The organism is Arsenophonus endosymbiont of Bemisia tabaci Q2 (assembly GCF_902713415.1).
In the GTDB taxonomy this organism is placed as follows: Bacteria; Pseudomonadota; Gammaproteobacteria; order Enterobacterales; family Enterobacteriaceae; genus Arsenophonus.
Genome location: NZ_CACTIE010000064.1, coordinates 15,913 through 35,669 on the forward strand (window position 1 = coordinate 15,913; position 19,757 = coordinate 35,669).

Sequence of the window (19,757 nt, forward strand, 5' to 3'; positions counted from 1 at the left end):
GGAGTTTCAAGTTAATATACACAATTTGCCATATCACCGTTAGTTGGCATAGTTTTAAATACCAGGCGGCAGGACAAGTTGCTAAGCAACTTCCGCTACCTTTTTTTTGCCAACTAATAGCTCGATAAATTTAAGTGAAAAGTCAATAGCTGTGGCAGGGCCCTTGGCTATTAAGTAGTTTTACCCGTTCATCATAGTAGACACGACAATCAACGCGTTTATGGCTGGCAATTTTACTTTGTAAAGCCGGATAACCGGTCATATTCCCCATTGGAAATAAACTATGGTGTTCTAGTACGATTGCCGGCACGGCACAAAGAGCGGCAATGATTTTACCCTGATGATGAGATTGGCGAATTTTTTCAATGATCAGCGGATTATCACGAAACGCCTCCGCGCCTTTCAATCCACCAGGTAATACAATAGCAGCAAAATCCTGTTCAATGATATTGACTAACTGAGTGTCAGCAACAATTTTTACTCCACGTGAGCAAGTTAACACCAATTCGCCATTATCTGTGGTACTTGCAGTTGTTACTGGGATCTCAGTTCTAGTTAACAGATCAATCACTGTTACGGCTTGTATTTCTTCGCTACCATGCGCAAGGAAGACGAGAACGGTTGGTGAGATTAGAGCTTCTCTCGGTTTAATTAATGGATAAATAATCGGATTTAGCATGTTGTCAGCCATAACTTGCTAACAGCGCCAGCACTAAAGATCGCTATTATTTTTTATCTGACTGAATCAATTATAGCTAAGCGTTTTAATTTTGATTACAAAATATATGTTTTTCTCCAATATAAATTTAATGATATAGAGTAATTACTTGTAATCATTTTAAAGTCGCCTAGCTATATGCTTTTTAGGGAATTTATTTAACATTAAGTATAGAGCTTTTGCTGATAATAAAAAGTAGTATTATGCTATTTTATGAGTAATAAGGAGGTCATGAAATATGCCATCATTTGATATAGTTTCTGAAATTGACATCCATGAAGTGAGTAATGCCGTTGAAAATGCACAACGTGAATTGGCTAGTCGTTGGGATTTTCGCAATGTTGAAGCCAGTTTTGAACTCAATGAAAAGAATGAGTCGATTAAAATAACGAGCGTGTCCGACTTTCAAGTAAACCAATTGGTAGATATTTTACGCGAGAAATTAGCTAAGCGTGGAATAGATGGTGCTGTCTTGAATATACCTGACGATATTGTTCATAGTGGCAGAACTTATAGCCTTGATGCTTCGTTACTGCAAGGCATTGATTCGGTAATGGCAAAAAAGATCATTAAACTAATTAAAGAGAGTAAATTGAAGGTTCAGGGGCAAATTCAGGGAGAACAAGTGCGAGTAACCGGTAAGTCACGCAATGATTTACAAGCTGTGATAGCGCTAGTGCGAGAGGCTGAACTTGGGCAACCTTTTCAATTTACTAATTTTCGTGACTAAATTTATCATTCCTGCTGTATCCTAGAGCAGGTAGTGTGTTATTGGTTATTAATAATAGTTTCCAACTGTTGACGACTGATAATTTTTTTATCTATTTTAATGTAGGCACTAAGCGCTTTAAGATCGAACATCACTTCGCGCACACCGGGCTGATTCATTAATTGGCTTTGTAGTAAATTAATATCTTTTATCTGTTGGGGTAAAAGTAAACGAATGCTACTGGTATAAGCAGGTTGATGCATATTTAAGCTAATAAAAAACCAACATGTACAAAGTATCAGTCCAGTCATAAAGACCAACGAAGCACCATTTAATTGAAAAAGCCATCCCCCTAAGATCCCACCTAAAGCAACGCCTAGAAACTGACTGGTTGAGTAGAGACCCATCGCGGTTCCTTTATATCCGGCAGGCGCTTCTTTACTGATAAGTGAAGGCAATAATGCCTCCATAACATTAAAGGCAATAAAAAATAGCTGAAGACCTAATACGATTAACCAAAATTGTTGTTTGGAAAAATAAAATGTTAATTCAGAGATAAATAAGATGCCAATGCATAATAGAAAAACTTGTTTGATTCGACGCTGCTTTTCAGCATAGATAACAAAAGGTAGCACCATAATGAAAGCAAGAAGTAAAGTTAGTAAATATATTTTCCAATGTTGATTAGCTGCTAGACCTGAATCGATCATCACTAACGGTAAAGCAACAAAATTTCCCATCAACAACGTATGTAAACAAAAAATGCCAAAATTAAGTTTAACTAGTTGGCGATTATTAATCACTGTTTGTACACTATTTTTTATAAAATGGGTTTCGCGATTAACGCTATGATATCGGCTATCTGGTACGGCAAAGCGAGTTATTAATATCCCGCCAAAGGCAAGTAAGCTTATTCCCCAAAAAAGGCCATGTAAACCGATAGCATGGGTGATAATTGGGCCGAGAACGAGTGCAATAGCAAAAGTGATGCCAAAGCTTATTCCCATAAAAGCCATCGCTTTAGTTCTATTTTGTTCACTAGTCAGATCGGACAGCAACGCCATAATTGCAGCAGAAATAGCCCCTGCGCCTTGTAACGCGCGACCGATAATGATACCCCAGATAGAATCTGTCATCGCGGCAATCACACTACCGGCAATAAAAATGAGTAAGCCGGCGATAATTAATTGCTTACGACCAAATCGGTCCGACATTAAACCAAATGGGATTTGGCAGATAGCCTGACTGATACCATAAATGCCAATAGCCAGACCAAGTAACAATTCATTGGCATCTTTCAGTTCGCGCCAACAGCTGGCTAAGATGGGTAATACCATGAACATGCCTAACATACGTAATGTGAATACTGCCCCTAATCCCCAAGTAGCCTTTAATTCAGTAGGCGTCATTTTACTATCATTCATGGTTTATCTCAGAAATTTTACAAGTGAATATTGTAAAATAGTTTAATCGATTAGTTAATCTATCTGTCAAGTAAGAATTAGCAAGATATAGATAAAAAAGTCGGGAATTCATTTGCATATTAGATGTTTTAACCGTGTAGGTAGTGGCAATTATCTGCCACTATTTAAGATAAATTATTATTTGAGATAGACAAAAATCTGTTCAGCGGTAACAGTTGGATCAATCGACATCATGACACTGAGAGAAGTAATTGCCACGATAGAGAATATAAACAGTTTCCGTGCCCAAAGGCGATCATTATTCTGATTTTTAAAGCCAGAAATTGCCATACCAAGCCACCATAAACTCACGGCGGCGGCAAAAATAAGATATTTGTAGCCGGCATAGCCACTAATGGTGAGCATAATGGTTGCTACCATAAAAGCAAGGATATATAAAAAGATATGAGTTTTGGCGACCGAAATTCCTTTAATTACTGGTAATACGGGAATATTGGCGGTTTGATAATCTTTGAAGCGAAAAATAGCAATTGCATAAGAGTGTGGCATTTGCCATAAGCTAAAGATCAATAGCAGAATCAATGCTCCCATATCAAATTGATCAGCAACAGCGCAGTAACCAATAACTGGCGGCGCAGCGCCGGACAAGCTACCTACCAGGGTGCCATAAACCGATTTACGTTTCATATAGAGACTATAAATACCGACATATATGATAAAACCGATAACGGCCAGTAGTGCCGCTAAGGGATTGGTGGCAATATAAAGTAAAGCTATGCCAGCAATACACAGTAGGGTGGCATAAATTAGGCAAAATTTCGGCGCAATAAGTCCTTTAACTAAAGGTCGATTTTTGGTTCTCTCCATCATTCGGTCGATATCTCGGTCAATATAGTTGTTAAAAACACAACCAGAAGCGATAACCAGAGATACGCCGAGTAATGTGGCAATAAATAGTGGGTAATCTATTATACCTTTAGCTGCGAGCAGAAAGCCGCCAATAACAGAAATTAGATTACCGAAAATAATGCCTGGTTTGGTCACTTGTAGATATTGCTTCATTAGATCCACAACTCTTTAGTCGAGCATCATATTGATGTTCAGGTTATACATTATCCACAGCGAGCCAATAACGACAATGCCTATAATTAGTATTGTGAACAGGAAGGCAACCAGATTCCAACGGTCATCTGAAGAGGTATTCATATGTAAGAAACAGACAAGATGTACCAGAATCTGGCTAATTGCCGTACCAACAACGATCCATAAGATAGTGTCATGGGATAAAGTACTATTCATTACGATCCAAAAGGGGATGACCGTTAAAATGACCGAAAGTATAAAGCCAATTAAATAAGTCTTCATACTGCCGTGGCTAGCACCAGAGTGCTGTGTATTTGTGTAACTCATGCAAGTGCCCCCAGAAGATAAAAAACGGTGAATACACAGATCCAAACAACATCTAAGAAATGCCAAAAAAGACTTAAACAACTTAAACGGGTTTGATTGACGGCAGTGAGGCCATGACGTGAGATATGGATTATCATGATGATGATCCAGGCTAAACCAAAAATTACATGAATACCGTGAGTACTAACTAGCGTAAAGAAAGCGGAAAGAAAAGCGCTGCGATCAGGCCCATAACCTTCAGAAAGGAGCTCATGAAATTCGTAAATTTCCATGATAACAAATCCGAATCCGAATAAAAAAGTAATCAGTAGCCATAATTTCACCAGATTTATTTTCTGCTTATGCATCGCAAGCATGGCAAATCCATAAGTGATGCTACTAAACAATAACAGGAAGGTTTCGACCAAGACAAAATTGAGGTTGAAAATCTCCTTTCCTGTCGGGCCTGCGGCAGTACCATGAACTAGAACAACGTAGGTAGCAAAAAGGCAAGCAAACAGGATCAGATCGCTCATTAAATAGATCCAAAAACCAAATATTTTTGTTGCGCCTATGTCATGATGCCCATGAAAATCATGGGCAATATGTTGATTAGCTATTGAATTAGTTGACATGATGAATACCTGCTTTTTTCAGTTTATCGTAATGCTGTTTTTCAATACGTTTAATTTCTTCTACAGGGAGATAATAATCAACATTGTCATCAAAACTTTTGCCAATCCAGGTGGCGATAATACCAGAAAAACCAATAATCGCTAGCCACCAAATATGCCAGACCATAGCAAAACCGAAGATTAAACAAAACGCTGAAATAATTATTCCGGCAGCAGTATTTTGTGGCATATGAATGGGTTCATATTTGGTTGGTTGTTGAGATGCAATCCCTTTTTCTTTCATATCCCACCAAGCATCACGCGTATCAATTTGTGGTTCTTTCGCGAAATTATAAAAAGGTGCAGGAGACGATGTTGACCATTCTAATGTACGACCATCCCATGGATCGCCGCTGAAATCGCGATTTTTGTGGCGATCGCGAATACTGACAATTATTTGAATCACTTGGCAGAGAATTCCGATAGCAATAAGCGCAGCACCGAGTGAAGCGACCATCAGCATTGAATGATATTGTGGATCAATATTTTGACTTAAACGACGAGTCATTCCCATAAAGCCCAGTATATAAAGTGGCATAAAGGCAATAAAGAAGCCACTGATCCAAAACCAAAAAGCACGAACGCCCCATTTCTCATTTAATGTAAAGCCAAATGCTTTCGGGAACCAGTAGGTCATACCAGCAAAGCAACCAAAGACCACTCCACCAATAATGACATTATGGAAATGGGCAATCAGAAATAAACTATTGTGCAGCACAAAATTTGCACCGGGAACGGCCAATAGTACGCCAGTCATCCCACCAATCGAAAAGGTAACAATAAAACCAATCGTCCAGAGCATTGGTGTTTTAAATTCGATACGGCCATGGTACATGGTAAATAACCAATTGAATATTTTTACTCCAGTTGGAATAGCAATAATCATGGTAGCTATACCGAAGAAGGCATTGACATTTGCCCCTCCTCCCATGGTAAAGAAGTGATGTAACCAGACGACAAACGACATTACAGTAATAACAATGGTCGCCCAGACCAGAGACGTATAACCAAATAAACGTTTTTTACAGAATGTCGCTGTGACTTCCGAAAATACGCCAAAAACAGGTAACACTAATATATAAACTTCAGGATGTCCCCAAGCCCAGACCAAATTGATATACATCATCATATTGCCGCCCATATCATTAGTGAAGAAATGGGTGCCTAAATATCGGTCAAGTGTGAGTAGTGCGATAGTAACGGTTAGGACAGGAAATGCTGAGATAATCAGTATATTAGTACAAAGCGCTGTCCAAGTAAAAACAGGCATTTTCATCATTGACATACCAGGCGCCCGCATCCGTAGAATGGTCGCAAAAAAGTTTATTCCGCTTAGGGTGGTGCCAATGCCTGATATTTGTAAACTCCATATCCAATAATCTACCCCGACACCAGGATTGTATTCCTTACCTGACAATGGGGGATAAGCTAGCCAACCGGTCTGCGCAAATTCCCCGACACCTAATGATAGGTTAATCAAAATAACACCAACGACAAATAACCAAAAACTGAGAGAATTTAAAAACGGAAAGGCTACATCGCGAGCACCAATTTGCAATGGCACAACTAAATTCATTAAGCCAACCACGAAAGGTGTTGCCATGAAAAAAATCATGATCACACCGTGAGCGGTAAAGATTTGATCATAATGATGAGGAGGTAAAAAACCGGCCTCACCGGCTGACGCTAATGCTTGTTGACCTCGCATCATTATGGCATCAGCAAAACCGCGTAGTAGCATTACCATGGCAACGATAATATACATAATGCCAATTTTTTTATGATCTACACTAGTTAGCCATTCGCTCCAGAGCCACTTCCATTTACCAAAATAGGTGATAACGCCTAAAATAGCTATGCCAGCTAATAAAATACATATCACAGTGATGACAATAATTGGCTGGTTAATAGGGATTGCATCGAGCGTTAATTTACCCAACATACTATTTATTCCTTAGCATCGACATGAGCAGAGTGGTTCATATGCATTATTTGATTGCCAGACATTTCATGTTCGGTTTTGTTAGCATGATTGATATGATGTTCATGGCCAAATTTTAATATCAGTTCTTCATAGAGATTTGGTTTCACGCTTGAAAAATAGGTAACAGGGACATTGTGGCTAGGTTTAGCTAATTGATTAAATGTAGCCATGCTATCTAGCGTTTTGGTAGATGTTTTTACTTTTTGCACCCATTTATCAAAGCTTGCCGTATCAGGTGTTGCAATTACATTAAATTTCATGTCGGAAAATCCGTGACCGCTATAACTTGATGAGAAGCCTTTATAGGTATCAGGTTGATTAGCGATTAAGTGAAGCTTCGTTTGCATACCAGCCATCGCATAAATTTGACCACCAAGTGCAGGGATAAAGAAAGAATTCATCACTGACTCGGCTGTCACTTTAAAGTTAATTGGCACACCGACAGGAATGGCGATTTCATTAACGGTAGCGATATTTTCTTCTGGATAGACAAACACCCATTTCCAATCGGTAGAAATGACCTGAATGGTAATCGGTTTTTTATCGCTTTCTAATGCTTTATAAGGATCCAGTTGATGCGTTGTTTTCCAGGTTATCACGGCAAGAATGATGATGATGATGATAGGAACTATCCAGCAAACTAACTCAATTTTATTTGAATGTGCCCAATCTGGCCGGTAGGTTGCTTGTTTATTGCTTGCTCGATATTTTCTGACGAAGATAATTGCCATAAAAATGACTGGAATAACAACAATTAACATTAAACCAAGCGCAGTTAGTATCAGTCTTTTTTGTTCAACACCAATGGCGCCCTTGGGATTTATTAATACCATATCGCAACCAGTTAGCAGGAAAACAATAGTAAGCAGTGAGATGACTCCAATACTTCCTTTATATTTTATAAGTCTCATTTAGCGACCTCAAATGACAAAGATGATTATTGTCGTTTTGTTCAGTGTAGGTATTTTACGGTAAGGTTATATTAGTGTAAACAATTGTAAGGCGCACAAATATAATTGTTATTACTTTTTTGTTAAAGTGATCACAAGTATAATCGAATTCATTATAGAACAGTTTAAATGATTATTTTTTGGTTCACAATTATTTACATTAAATAATTTTATTTTTAATAAAAAGAAGCAGATAAAAGGAAATCAAAATGTGATTTTATAGATCGAAAATTAATTCTTATGCTAAATAATAGTTAGTTTTAAATATTTATTATTTAGCATTAGTTAAAAAATGGTATTCATTTTTAAATAAGCAGGCTTTACGGTAGCTTACATGATTAAAAATTATATTTGATGGTATAAATGATCCCATCGTGATAAAAATCATCACCAAGTTTGTTATCAATATAGCGATATTGAATACCTTCAGATAAGGTTTCAAAAGGCGTCCACCATAAGGCTACCGGCACCGTTAATACCTCTTCTTTGCCGTCATTGCCATAGCCTTTTGCGCGATTAAGTTTCATCTCATGCCAATTAGTGATAGAAAAGTTTTGTGACCATAATTGAAAACTATAGCCGGCAACCCAACCAATGACATAGCCATTTTTGCCAGAATACAAAGTTTGATCAACATATAGCTAAGCGACTTAATTTTGATTACAGCTTCGATTACACCATATTGAGTGCGAACAAAATATCTGTGTCGCATCCGAGCGCTCTTTTTTTGCATTTAGCTTGTGTCCATTTATGTTCAATTGGATTAAGATCTGGCGAATAGGTAGGCAAATATTCCACCATATTCCCCGCATCGATGATGACTTGTTGAATACTCTGTTTCTTGTGAAAAGTTCCATTATCCATCATGATTACACTGTTTTTAGGAAGTACTGGGATAAGGACTTGGGTGACCCATCCATAGAAAACATCGCTGTTAATATTGATATCAAATAATCCGATAGCAAACAGCGTTGTGCCCAATAAAGCGCCGATAACATTTGTTCTTCCTTTAGTTCCTCAGTTCTTGAGACCAACACACCGTTGACCTTTCGGGGAATAGCCGTGAGTCCGCGGGGTATCGTATCAAAAAGCACTTTCATCAATAAAAACAATATGCTTGCCTTCTTTTTCATACTGTTGTTTTTTGTTGAAACGTTTGTCGAGTGTTTTCGTCGGCTTTCGGATGACGTAGAGTTTTTTATAGGTCAATCCCATTTTTTAAGGGCTTGCCAAATGGCCTTCTGACAAACGCCAAAACGCTCTGCACGCTCTTTTTGGTAAGCATCTGGATATTGTTCAACATCTTTTATCAACTCGGATTTATCGATTTTTCGCTGACGCGTAGTCGATGCTTTTGGCTCTATTTGATTAATCCAACGCGATACAGATGCAGAACCAATCCGAAATTGCTTCGCTGTTTCTCGGATAATCAACCCTTCTTCTTCCATCGTAAATATCACTTTACTTCTAAAATCAATTGAATAGCTCATATAAATAATGTCATCAAAATTAAGTCGCTTAGCTATAATGTAAGGCTAAGAAGGGTTTTACCCAAAAATCGCCTAGTGAGAAATTGTAGCCAAAACCATAAAGTGTATTAATTTCGTGGAAATTACCACCGTATTTATAACCGGGTAAAGACCAAATACCATAAAGATGCCCATAGAGATTAAAGCCACTGTCACCTAAGTAGAAAGGACCGGTTGTTTTAACGGCGTAGCGTTGGTTTTTGCTGGGCTCTGTTTTACGTTGATGAAATGGATTTTCAACATCAAAGAAACCGTAGAGTTCACCCCAATTAAAGTCGCCCAGCTATAAATTTATATTGAAGAAAAACATATATTTTGTAATCAAAATTAAGACGCTTAGCTATAGCTCCTCCTTCCAGTTCAAGATAGGTAAAATCTTTTTACCGGTAGTGTGAGCCGAGTTATTTTCTGCTCGTTGTGACCAGTTAAAATAATTTAGACTGATATTAGCGAAACCATTTTGATAACCAACGGAATTTTCTCTTGTAGTACTAGCCATGGTAAACGGAGTTAGCTACGTTAATATCGCAATAGGTAAAAACTTTTTACTCATAAATTTTATTAACTTAATTTTAAATAAACTTAAACGCATTTGAATATAATGAAATGCGAAAGTGAAAGCTGCGAGATGATAGAGTTTGTTTTTGTAAATAGAAATTTGATCTTTTGCATACAGTGATAAAGATCACTCTGTATCAATGATTATTTTATAGCAGTCAATAATAAATCATTAAAATAAATATTTTGCAATATAACTATTTTTATTTTATATATATTCTAATATATATTCTAATGGCTATTTATTGCATTGTTTTGGTATGCCTGTTTTAGGCATCGCTAGATAATTCAGGGTTCCGCCTAAAATAAAATCAACAGTCCCAATTATGATACTTAAATTAATCAGTTGATCTTTATAAATTAACATTTTAAACCATACTTCAATCCGTTGTGTAAATAAATTGATCTTGCCAGCCGAAAAATAACTTAAAATTGTTATTATTATCCAAAATATAAATATACCTGCTGAGACGGCAAGACACACAAATAGCTAATTTATAGGATTGCTTAAAATAAGTCCAACGCATAAATTTCCCGGTTTGTTGGATATAAGATAACGATTGTTTGCATATCAATATTAAAAAAATACTCAGTAATGAAATAACGACAGAAATAAGATAAAAAGCGGGCCAATCATATTTGCTCACTAGCGCGCTTGCCATGGGCCCAACATGGACCCGCCCAATAGCTGATAAGGCCGATAGTAAAGCAACTTGAGTTGCAGAAAGCGAATGATTGCAAAGCGTCATTAGTAGTGCGACAAAAGCGCCAGTGCCCATGCCAGAAAAGATATTTTCAATAAAGATAACGCTGCTGGTGTTATAAATATTGGCGGGAGTTACTGCCAGAAACCAATAACCAAAATTAGAAATAGTCTGTAAAATACTGAAAATAAGTAAGGCTTTAAATAACGACATTTTTTGCATAATATAGTCGCCATATAAAGCGCCAAGAATAGTTGCAAATAGTCCAACAGTTTTATTAATAGTGCCAACTTCAGCCAGCGAAAAGCCAAGTTTATTTAATAGGAAATTGGTAATCAGTGCCATAACAAATGCATCACCCATTTTATAAAAATGATCAATAACAAGGTGATCCAGGCATTATTACGACTAAAAAATTCGATAAAGGGTTCATAGATAGCTTCATACAGTGTTTTGGGTGATGGCGATTTTATTAGTGGTTCTTTAGCGGACAGTGTTGCATAGACACCAATTAGCATTAGGCTGCCCATCACTAGATAAAGTTGATGCCAAGTAACAAAATGGTCGACCAACCATAAAGCTAATCCGCCTGAAACCCAACATATTAATACGATAACCCATAACGGATATTGCCGCGCCGGCGCCACGCTTTTCTGTTAACAATAAATCGGTTTTATAAGCATCAAAAACAATATCTTGTGAGGCGGAACAAAAAAAGACCAGCACCGCAGCAGCTGCTAATCACCAAAGATGCTCTTTGGGATCGATAAATCCCATCGCAGCAATGCTGATAATCAGTAAAATCTGAGTGGTTAATAACCAACCACGCCGGCGACCTAGCAAGGGCAGGGTGTAGCGATCGATTAATGGTGACCAAAGAAACTTTAATACATAAGCCTGGCCGACTAATGAAAAAAACCGATCGTTTTAATATCAATATTTTCGACGGTTAACCAGGCTTGCAAAGTACTTGCGGTAACTGCCAGCGGTAACCCTGACACAAAACCTAGCAAAAGCAGCACTCGGGAACGATGTTGGGTAAAAACGGTCAGGTAGTTTTTTTTCATAGTCGTCCTATTATTTATTTTCAGAAAGAGCTATTGCTGGCAGCACTCTCACTTAACACGCTGAAAAATGCATTGTGCGTTTTGTTTTATAAACTGGCTTGTTTCAGGATCATTAGCCATATCAGCAATAATGTCGGTTAACGCTTTATTGATAGGTGAAGCAATTTTTTCGTTACTAGCATCAAGAGGCCCTTGTTCATTATAGCTATGCGTATAGGTACGTGTACTGGTTGACCCATTTAGATGCCATAGCTACGACACTAATCGCAACATCGACAGTGATATTATGACGTAATCTGCCTTCTTGTAAATCAGCATACAGCTTATTTAGCGCAATTTGTAAATTAATATTAGCCGGTGCACTAACCGTATAACCTCTGCCGATCATCTGTTTTTCTAATGCTTCTTGTAAAAAATAGCGTAAATCGCGAGAGGGTTTTAATACCGCTAGTGCTGCATTACGATTAATTTCGGCGAGTGCCGTTGAGCTTCTTTTATCAATGCTAGTAATATTTATTGAAACTGCTCTTATGGTTGGATCTTGAGTTGGCAAGGTAATATTTGGCTCGATAGACAGGGTGTTACTTGGGGCAACACATCCTATTAAACTCAATGAGATTAACAAAGCAATGATTAGATGAAAGGTATTTTTTAACATGTTTTCTCAACCTATTTTGGTATTACTTGATTTAATCGTTACCATACTTTGGTATTTTGCTGTTAGTATGCCAGAACGTTATCGGCATTTCGGCATTTGGTGAAGAAACCTACTAAAAAATTGGTCTGGATTATGCTTTAATCGTAATTTAGTAATATCTAATCCTATTTATAACCGATATTGAATAAATCGTAGTGAGTCATAATAAAAAAAGATTAATCATTTTTGCTTGCATATATATTTACTTAGTAAATTAAGTCGAAAGAGTCTATTAATATGATAACTAAACCTATGAAAACTATGTGTAAGCAAATTGAAGAAAAACTGGAATACGCTTTTTCACCGGTATATTTGATGGTATTAGATGAAAGTGATCAACATAATGTTCCGCCAGGTACGGAAAGTCACTTTAAAGTTATTTTGGTGACAGAAAAATTTGCAGCAAAAAAGATGGTTGCTCGTCACCAAACTGTTTATCAATTATTAGCAGATGAACTATCTAATAGTGTTCATGCATTGGCATTACATACTTATACCCCAACTGAGTGGCAACAGCGCCAACAGCAGGCTTTTTCTTCACCAGCTTGCCGTGGTGGAGAGTAGGTCAATCGAGGTTAAGAAATAGATAATTATGCTGACTTAACCAGATATTATTTAGCAATAATTGCTGGTATAAAATATTTTTATCGTTATATCTTATACCGTGTTAGTCATATCAATTTCGCTACAAAAGCCAGTATTTAGAGCGTTTACTATTTATTATTCACCTTTGCTCGACTGACCTCATATGCATCTGTATAATGTGGCGTCTGATTTTCTATAAGGTTTCGGAACGCTTCTACTTAACAGGGATTAACAGGGAGTCTAAAAATAGAAGGTAAACCCCCCGGGTTTGGGGAACAGTATGTTATCAAGAGATGTCTGATAACATTCACTCTGGAGTTGTCCGAGTACTAAGATTCTTTTGAGGTAACAAGATGCAAGTTTCTGTTGAAACAACTCAAGGCCTGGGGCGTCGTGTAACAATTACCGTTCCTAATGCTGATATTGAAAAAGCGGTGAATAGTGAATTAATTAATGTGTCAAGAAAAGTGCGCATTGATGGTTTTCGTAAAGGCAAAGTGCCAATGAATATCGTTAAACAACGATATGGTACTTCTGTATTGCAGGACGTGCTGGGCGATATAATGCAGCGTAATTTTCTTAATGCAATCATAGAACAAAAAATTAATCCAGCTGGGGCACCAAAATATCAACCTGAACAATTTAAAACGGGTGAAGATTTTACCTATACCGTTGAATTCGAAGTCTATCCAGAAATTGAGTTAAAGGGTTTAGAAAATATCAAGGTTGAAAAACCTATTGTTGCGGTAAAAGATGAAGATGTTGACACCATGCTCAAAAAATTACCCAAGCAACAAGCTACTTGGCAAGAGATAAAAGAAAAAGTTGCTGCCGATTCGCGAGTGACTATCGATTTCAAAGGCACAATTGATGGTGAAGTGTTCGAAGGTGGTAATGCGGATGATTTTGTGCTGGTAATGGGTGAAGGTCTTATGATACCTGGTTTTGAAGATGGTATTATGGGTCATCAGGAAGGTGAAGAATTTACTATCGATGTCAATTTTCCAGCCGATTATCACGCAGAAAATTTAAAAGGTAAAGCGGCTAACTTTGCTATCACTTTGAAGAAAGTGGAACAACGTGTATTACCAGAACTGACTGAAGAATTTATCAAACAATTTGGTGTTCCTGACGGTTCGATCGAGAGTTTACGTGGAGAAGTACGCAAAAATATGGAACGTGAACTAAAAACAGCTGTTTGTAATCGAATTAAGACGCAAGTACTTGATTGTTTAGTTAAGGAAAATGAAATTGAGGTGCCTATTGCTGTTGTTGACAGTGAAATAAATGTACTACGTCGACAAGCTGCACAACGTTTTGGTGGCAACGAAAAACAAGCGTTAGAATTACCACGTGAAATATTTGAAGAGCAAGCTAAACATCGCGTTATTGTTGGTTTATTATTAGGTGAAGTTATCAATAAAAACTCCCTAACTGCAGATGATGTTCGTGTAAAGTCACTGATTGAAGAGATGGCTTCAGCTTATGAAGATCCTACTGAAGTGATCGAATACTATAGCAAAAATAAAGAGTTAATGGATAGTGTCCGTAATTTTGCGTTAGAAGAAAAAGCCATTGAAATATTATTAGAAAAAGCGGAAGTAACAGATAAAGAAACTCAATTCCAAGAGTTAATGAATCAGCCTCAGATGAGGTAATTGCTGAGGTTATTATTTGGTTTTGTGAAAACCCGTGGTTTTATGCTACGGGTTTTTTTATCGTTAAAAAACTTTTCTTTTTTCTTTCTTGCAAAAAGAAAAGAATAACCTCAAATAATTTTCTATATTGTTGTATGACTTTCTTCATAAGGGCGAATATCCCTTTATGAATAATGGTTAAGTTTGTAATTATAGTCATTCTTATTTATCTCGAGTAGAATTAGATAGATTGGGCACCATAAAGCGTTTAATTAGGAGATGGAAATGTCATATCATAACAATCAAGATCAACTTTCGCCGCATATGGCATTGGTGCCAATGGTAATCGAGCAGACTTCACGCGGTGAACGTTCTTATGATATTTATTCGCGCCTACTTAAAGAAAGAATTATTTTTTTAACAGGTCAGGTCGAAGATCACATGGCAAATTTAGTGGTTGCTCAAATGCTGTTTTTAGAAGCTGAAAACCCTGATAAAGACATTCATCTTTATATTAATTCACCGGGTGGCGTCATTACGGCAGGTATGTCAATTTATGATACGATGCAATTTATTAAACCTGATGTTAGTACAATTTGTATGGGGCAAGCGTGTTCGATGGGCGCTTTTTTGCTTACCGCCGGTACTAAAGGAAAACGTTATTGTTTGCCCAATTCTCGTGTCATGATCCACCAACCTTTAGGCGGATTTCAAGGACAAGCGTCGGATATCGAAATTCACGCCAAAGAAATTTTAAAAATTAAATTGCGTATGAATGAATTAATGGCTAAACATACGGGTAAAAAAATAAAAGAGATTGAGAGCGATACCGAACGGGATCGTTTTTTATGTGCAGAAGAAGCAGTTAGTTATGGTTTGGTAGATAAAATTTATACTAATCGTAATTAATTTACATAAATGTATGGCATGCCTGATATAGTTATATACATGATTAATTAGTAACAGTTTTCTGTTACCCTCTTTGTTGAAATTAGGGTGATGGTTAAAAAAGTGAGGTTATCTGAATGACAGATAAACGCAAAGAGAGTTCAGGAAAGTTGCTGTACTGCTCCTTCTGCGGAAAAAGCCAGCATGCAGTTCGTAAGTTAATTGCTGGTCCGTCAGTTTATATCTGTGATGAGTGTGTTGAGCTCTGTAACGATATTATTCGAGAAGAAGTTAAAGAGATTGCACCACATCGTGAGCAGAGCGCATTACCGAGACCCCATGAAATTCGTTATCATCTTGATGATTATGTTATTGGCCAGGAAAATGCGAAGAAAGTATTGGCGGTAGGTGTTTATAACCATTATAAACGCCTACGTAATATTTCTAACGAAGGGATGAATGGTGAAGGCGTAGAACTAGGTAAAAGTAATATTTTGCTTATTGGGCCGACGGGCAGTGGTAAGACACTATTAGCTGAAACTTTGGCTCGTTACCTGGATGTACCATTTACTATCGCTGATGCGACAACATTAACGGAAGCGGGTTATGTTGGAGAAGATGTAGAAAATATTATTCAGAAACTTCTACAAAAATGCGACTATGATGTAGAGAAAGCACAGCGTGGTATCGTCTATATAGACGAAATTGATAAAATATCCCGTAAATCTGACAACCCGTCAATTACACGCGATGTTTCAGGTGAAGGCGTTCAGCAAGCTTTACTTAAACTTATTGAAGGTACAATTGCAGCAGTGCCCCCTCAAGGAGGCCGTAAACATCCACAACAGGAATTTTTGCAAGTCGATACTTCTAAAATTCTATTTATTTGTGGAGGTGCATTCGCAGGTCTTGATAAAGTGATTGGCCAACGGTTAAATACACGTTCTGGTATTGGTTTCTCTGCTGAGGTCAAAAGCGAATCCGAGCGAGCGACTGAAGGTGAGTTATTTTCTCAAGTGGAACCAGAAGATTTAATTAAGTTTGGTTTGATTCCTGAATTTATTGGTCGTTTACCTGTCGTAGCTACTTTAGGCGAATTAAGTGAAGAAGCATTAATTCAGATTCTGAAAGAGCCTAAAAATGCGTTGACTAAACAATATCAAGCACTTTTTGAACTTGAAGGCGTTAATCTTGAGTTTCGTGAAGAAGCGTTGAAAGCAATTGCGAAAAAAGCCATGTCGAGGAAAACCGGAGCACGTGGTTTACGTTCTATTGTGGAAGGCGCTTTGCTAGAAACTATGTATGATTTGCCATCAATGGAGCATGTTGAGAAGATAGTGATTGATGAAATGGTGGTTTCCGGTCAATCAGAACCTTTAGTGATTTATAGTCAACCTGATATACAAGCATCAGGTGAAAAATAAATCTTAATGCTTTTCTTAGTTGAATTGTGTAATGCAAAATGAGGGTTTTCTCCTCATTTTGTGTTTAATACCGAATCAGGGCATTGAATATCAAAATTTTGTCCCCATGTAACTCTATATTTAAACTGAGGTTTCTCAAAACTTTTAAGGAAACCCTAAAATTGGCATAAGCTAAACGAAGAGAGAACCTTATGAATCTTGAGCGTTCCGAACGCATTGAAATTCCTCTACTGCCTCTGCGAGATGTCGTGGTTTATCCACATATGGTGATCCCATTGTTTGTTGGCCGTGAGAAATCGATTCACTGTCTTGAAGCTGCAATGGATCAGAATAAACAGGTTATGTTGGTGGCTCAAAAAGAAGCATCGACTGATGAGCCAGGAGTAAATGATCTTTTCTCTGTAGGGACAGTTGTTTCTGTTTTGCAGATGCTAAAACTACCAGATGGTACGGTTAAAGTCTTAGTTGAAGGTCTTCGTCGTGCAAAAATCACTACGCTAACAGATAATGGAGAATATTTCATTGCCCAGGCTGAGTATTTTAGTTCTCCGACTGTTGATGAAAAAGAGCAAGAAGTCTTAAATCGGACAACCATTAATCAGTTTGAAGGCTATATTAAACTGAATAAAAAGATCCCACCTGAGGTATTAACATCATTGCATTCTATTGAACAATCGGACAAATTGGCTGATACAATCGCTTCTCATATGCCGTTAAAACTAGCCGATAAACAGCGTGTATTAGAAATGGCTGATGTGGTTGAGCGCCTTGAATATTTGATGGCAATGATGGAGTCTGAAATTGATTTACTGCAGGTTGAAAAACGTATTCGTAATCGCGTTAAAAAGCAGATGGAGAAAAGTCAGCGCGAATATTATTTGAATGAGCAGATGAAAGCAATTCAGAAAGAATTAGGTGAGATGGAAGACGCGCCTGATGAATATGAAATGTTCAAGCGCAAAATCGAAGCAGTTAAAATGCTTAAGGAAGCTCGGCAAAAAGCGGAGGCAGAATTACAAAAATTGAAAATGATGTCACCTATGTCTGCTGAAGCGACAGTTTTACGGAGCTATATTGATTGGATGGTGCAGGTCCCGTGGAATGCTCGCAGTAAAGTTAAAAAAAATTTGCTGAAAGCTCAGGAGACACTGGATAGCGATCATTATGGTTTAGAACGTGTTAAGGAACGTATTCTTGAATACTTAGCTGTGCAAAGTCGCGTAAGTAAAATTAAAGGGCCAATTTTATGTTTGGTCGGACCGCCTGGTGTTGGTAAAACATCATTGGGTCAATCAATTGCTAAAGCGACAGGGCGTAAATATATTCGTATGGCACTTGGTGGTGTCCGTGATGAAGCAGAAATTCGTGGACATAGACGAACATACATTGGCTCTATGCCCGGGAAACTTATTCAAAAAATGGCAAAAGTGGGTGTTAAGAACCCCTTATTTTTGTTAGATGAAATTGACAAAATGTCTTCGGATATGCGTGGTGATCCGGCATCGGCTTTACTTGAGGTACTTGATCCAGAACAGAATGTTGCGTTTAATGATCATTATTTAGAAGTTGATTATGACCTTTCTGATGTGATGTTCGTTGCCACTTCAAATTCGATGAACATTCCAGCACCGTTATTAGATCGTATGGAAGTGATTCGTCTTTCAGGTTACACCGAAGATGAAAAACTTAATATTGCCAAAAAACATTTGTTACCTAAACAGATTCAGCGAAATGCATTGAAAAAAGGTGAGCTTACGATCGACGATAGCGCAATTATTAGTATTATTCGTTATTATACCCGCGAGGCTGGTGTTCGTGGTTTAGAACGTGAAATTTCCAAATTATGTCGTAAAGCAGTAAAAGGACTACTGATGGATAAATCATTGAAACACCTTGTCATCAATGAAAATAATCTAAAAGACTATCTTGGTGTGCGTAAAGTTGATTACGGTCGTGCAGATACCGAAAATCGTATCGGTCAAGTGACGAGTTTAGCTTGGACAGAAGTTGGTGGCGATTTATTAACTATTGAAACTGCTTGTGTACTTGGAAAAGGTAAACTCACTTATACCGGATCGTTAGGTGAGGTTATGCAAGAATCTATTCAAACGGCGTTAACTGCAGTTCGGGCGCGAGCAGAAAAGCTAGGTATTAATGCTGATTTCTACGAAAAACGGGATATTCATGTGCATGTACCTGAGGGAGCAACACCAAAAGATGGTCCCAGTGCAGGAATTGCAATGTGCACAGCGTTAGTTTCTTGTTTGACCGGTAATCCTGTACGAGCAGACGTAGCGATGACTGGTGAGATAACATTACGAGGATTAGTGTTACCAATTGGTGGTTTAAAAGAAAAATTGTTAGCCGCTCACCGTGGTGGTATAAAAATCGTCCTAATTCCCGATGAAAATCGTCGAGATTTGGAAGAAATACCCCAAAATGTTATCGCAGATCTAAAAATTTACCCGGTAAAGACCATTGAAGAGGTTTTTTCTATTGCACTACAAACCCTCCCTTTTGGGATCGAGATAGTGAGTAAAGATGCTCTTAATGCATTGATTTAAATTAAAAATTTAACATAAATTTAAAACTGATAAATCTTAAATGATTTATTATTTTTTTTATCTACTAAATAAATTAAGCAAACAAATCTATAATTATAGCTAAGCGACTTAATTTTGATGACATTATTTATATGAGCTATTTAATTGATTTTAGACGTAAACTGATATTTACGATGGAAGAAAAAGGGTTGACTATCCGAGAAACAGCGAAGCAATTTCGGATTCGCTCTGCAGCTGTATCGCGTTGGATTAATCA

At 37.5% G+C, this 19,757-nt stretch carries 17 protein-coding genes and 5 pseudogenes; 7 read left to right on the plus strand and 15 right to left on the minus strand.

What is annotated here, in order from left to right; genetic code table 11:
* Positions 1 to 81 precede the first annotated feature (81 nt).
* A pseudogene (yajL, locus tag ARSQ2_RS03700) lies at positions 82 to 631 on the minus strand (protein deglycase YajL).
* Between the two features lie 63 nt (positions 632 to 694).
* On the opposite strand from yajL, the gene ARSQ2_RS13580 reads away from it, so the two are divergent.
* Positions 695 to 823, plus strand: a complete 129-nt coding sequence (locus tag ARSQ2_RS13580) for a hypothetical protein (RefSeq protein WP_255487312.1) — start codon at positions 695 to 697, stop codon at positions 821 to 823.
* A 133-nt stretch (positions 824 to 956) separates the two neighbouring features.
* Positions 957 to 1,448, plus strand: coding sequence for a YajQ family cyclic di-GMP-binding protein (locus ARSQ2_RS03705; RefSeq protein WP_181994398.1), 492 nt, complete (start codon positions 957 to 959; stop codon positions 1,446 to 1,448).
* A 38-nt stretch (positions 1,449 to 1,486) separates the two neighbouring features.
* On the opposite strand, the gene ARSQ2_RS03710 is transcribed toward ARSQ2_RS03705, so the two are convergent.
* From ARSQ2_RS03710 to ARSQ2_RS03770, 14 genes and pseudogenes are all read right to left on the minus strand, one after another.
* A complete protein-coding gene (locus tag ARSQ2_RS03710) occupies positions 1,487 to 2,851 on the minus strand; it encodes an MFS transporter (RefSeq protein WP_181994399.1) in 1,365 nt (454 codons plus the stop codon).
* Between the two features lie 177 nt (positions 2,852 to 3,028).
* A complete protein-coding gene (gene cyoE / locus ARSQ2_RS03715; protein WP_181994413.1) occupies positions 3,029 to 3,913 on the minus strand; it encodes a heme o synthase in 885 nt (294 codons plus the stop codon).
* A gap of 15 nt (positions 3,914 to 3,928) precedes the next feature.
* A complete protein-coding gene (locus ARSQ2_RS03720) occupies positions 3,929 to 4,261 on the minus strand; it encodes a cytochrome o ubiquinol oxidase subunit IV (RefSeq protein ID WP_181994400.1) in 333 nt (110 codons plus the stop codon).
* Positions 4,258 to 4,875: a cytochrome o ubiquinol oxidase subunit III gene (locus ARSQ2_RS03725; protein ID WP_181994401.1), complete on the minus strand. Its 618-nt coding sequence runs from the start codon at positions 4,873 to 4,875 to the stop codon at positions 4,258 to 4,260. Before ARSQ2_RS03725 ends, ARSQ2_RS03720 begins: the two co-directional genes overlap by 4 nt.
* Complete coding sequence (cyoB, locus tag ARSQ2_RS03730; protein ID WP_181994402.1) at positions 4,865 to 6,856, minus strand: cytochrome o ubiquinol oxidase subunit I; 1,992 nt, start codon at positions 6,854 to 6,856, stop codon at positions 4,865 to 4,867. Before cyoB ends, ARSQ2_RS03725 begins: the two co-directional genes overlap by 11 nt.
* 5 nt (positions 6,857 to 6,861) lie before the next feature.
* Complete coding sequence (gene cyoA / locus ARSQ2_RS03735) at positions 6,862 to 7,809, minus strand: ubiquinol oxidase subunit II (RefSeq protein WP_181994403.1); 948 nt, start codon at positions 7,807 to 7,809, stop codon at positions 6,862 to 6,864.
* Between the two features lie 377 nt (positions 7,810 to 8,186).
* Positions 8,187 to 8,486: pseudogene (locus ARSQ2_RS03740) on the minus strand (outer membrane protein OmpK); the annotation flags it as partial.
* 34 nt (positions 8,487 to 8,520) lie between these two features.
* Positions 8,521 to 8,829 (minus strand): transposase, encoded by a 309-nt coding sequence (locus ARSQ2_RS03750; RefSeq protein WP_238334300.1) that lies wholly within the window; start codon positions 8,827 to 8,829, stop codon positions 8,521 to 8,523.
* Positions 8,718 to 8,981 (minus strand): hypothetical protein, encoded by a 264-nt coding sequence (locus ARSQ2_RS12430; protein ID WP_238334301.1) that lies wholly within the window; start codon positions 8,979 to 8,981, stop codon positions 8,718 to 8,720. Before ARSQ2_RS12430 ends, ARSQ2_RS03750 begins: the two co-directional genes overlap by 112 nt.
* Positions 8,932 to 9,063: a hypothetical protein gene (locus ARSQ2_RS13585; RefSeq protein ID WP_255487313.1), complete on the minus strand. Its 132-nt coding sequence runs from the start codon at positions 9,061 to 9,063 to the stop codon at positions 8,932 to 8,934. Before ARSQ2_RS13585 ends, ARSQ2_RS12430 begins: the two co-directional genes overlap by 50 nt.
* Positions 9,054 to 9,338, minus strand: coding sequence for an IS630 transposase-related protein (locus ARSQ2_RS03755; RefSeq protein ID WP_181994406.1), 285 nt, complete (start codon positions 9,336 to 9,338; stop codon positions 9,054 to 9,056). Before ARSQ2_RS03755 ends, ARSQ2_RS13585 begins: the two co-directional genes overlap by 10 nt.
* A gap of 34 nt (positions 9,339 to 9,372) precedes the next feature.
* A pseudogene (locus ARSQ2_RS12435) lies at positions 9,373 to 9,876 on the minus strand (outer membrane protein OmpK); the annotation flags it as partial.
* Positions 9,877 to 10,173: 297 nt separating this feature from the next.
* Positions 10,174 to 11,706, minus strand: a pseudogene (locus ARSQ2_RS03765) (AmpG family muropeptide MFS transporter).
* Positions 11,707 to 11,754: 48 nt separating this feature from the next.
* A pseudogene (locus tag ARSQ2_RS03770) lies at positions 11,755 to 12,364 on the minus strand (YajG family lipoprotein).
* A 300-nt stretch (positions 12,365 to 12,664) separates the two neighbouring features.
* On the opposite strand from ARSQ2_RS03770, the gene bolA reads away from it, so the two are divergent.
* From bolA to lon, 5 genes are all read left to right on the plus strand, one after another.
* Positions 12,665 to 12,967: a transcriptional regulator BolA gene (gene bolA, locus ARSQ2_RS03775; RefSeq protein ID WP_181994415.1), complete on the plus strand. Its 303-nt coding sequence runs from the start codon at positions 12,665 to 12,667 to the stop codon at positions 12,965 to 12,967.
* A 374-nt stretch (positions 12,968 to 13,341) separates the two neighbouring features.
* Entirely contained in the window at positions 13,342 to 14,646 is a 1,305-nt protein-coding gene (gene tig / locus ARSQ2_RS03780) for a trigger factor (RefSeq protein WP_181994407.1), read from the plus strand.
* A gap of 264 nt (positions 14,647 to 14,910) precedes the next feature.
* Positions 14,911 to 15,534 (plus strand): ATP-dependent Clp endopeptidase proteolytic subunit ClpP, encoded by a 624-nt coding sequence (gene clpP, locus ARSQ2_RS03785; protein ID WP_181994408.1) that lies wholly within the window; start codon positions 14,911 to 14,913, stop codon positions 15,532 to 15,534.
* A 116-nt stretch (positions 15,535 to 15,650) separates the two neighbouring features.
* On the plus strand, positions 15,651 to 16,937 hold the full coding sequence (clpX, locus tag ARSQ2_RS03790) for an ATP-dependent protease ATP-binding subunit ClpX (protein WP_181994409.1): 1,287 nt from the start codon (positions 15,651 to 15,653) through the stop codon (positions 16,935 to 16,937).
* Between the two features lie 191 nt (positions 16,938 to 17,128).
* Positions 17,129 to 19,501 (plus strand): endopeptidase La, encoded by a 2,373-nt coding sequence (gene lon / locus ARSQ2_RS03795; RefSeq protein WP_181994410.1) that lies wholly within the window; start codon positions 17,129 to 17,131, stop codon positions 19,499 to 19,501.
* Positions 19,502 to 19,757: the final 256 nt, after the last annotated feature.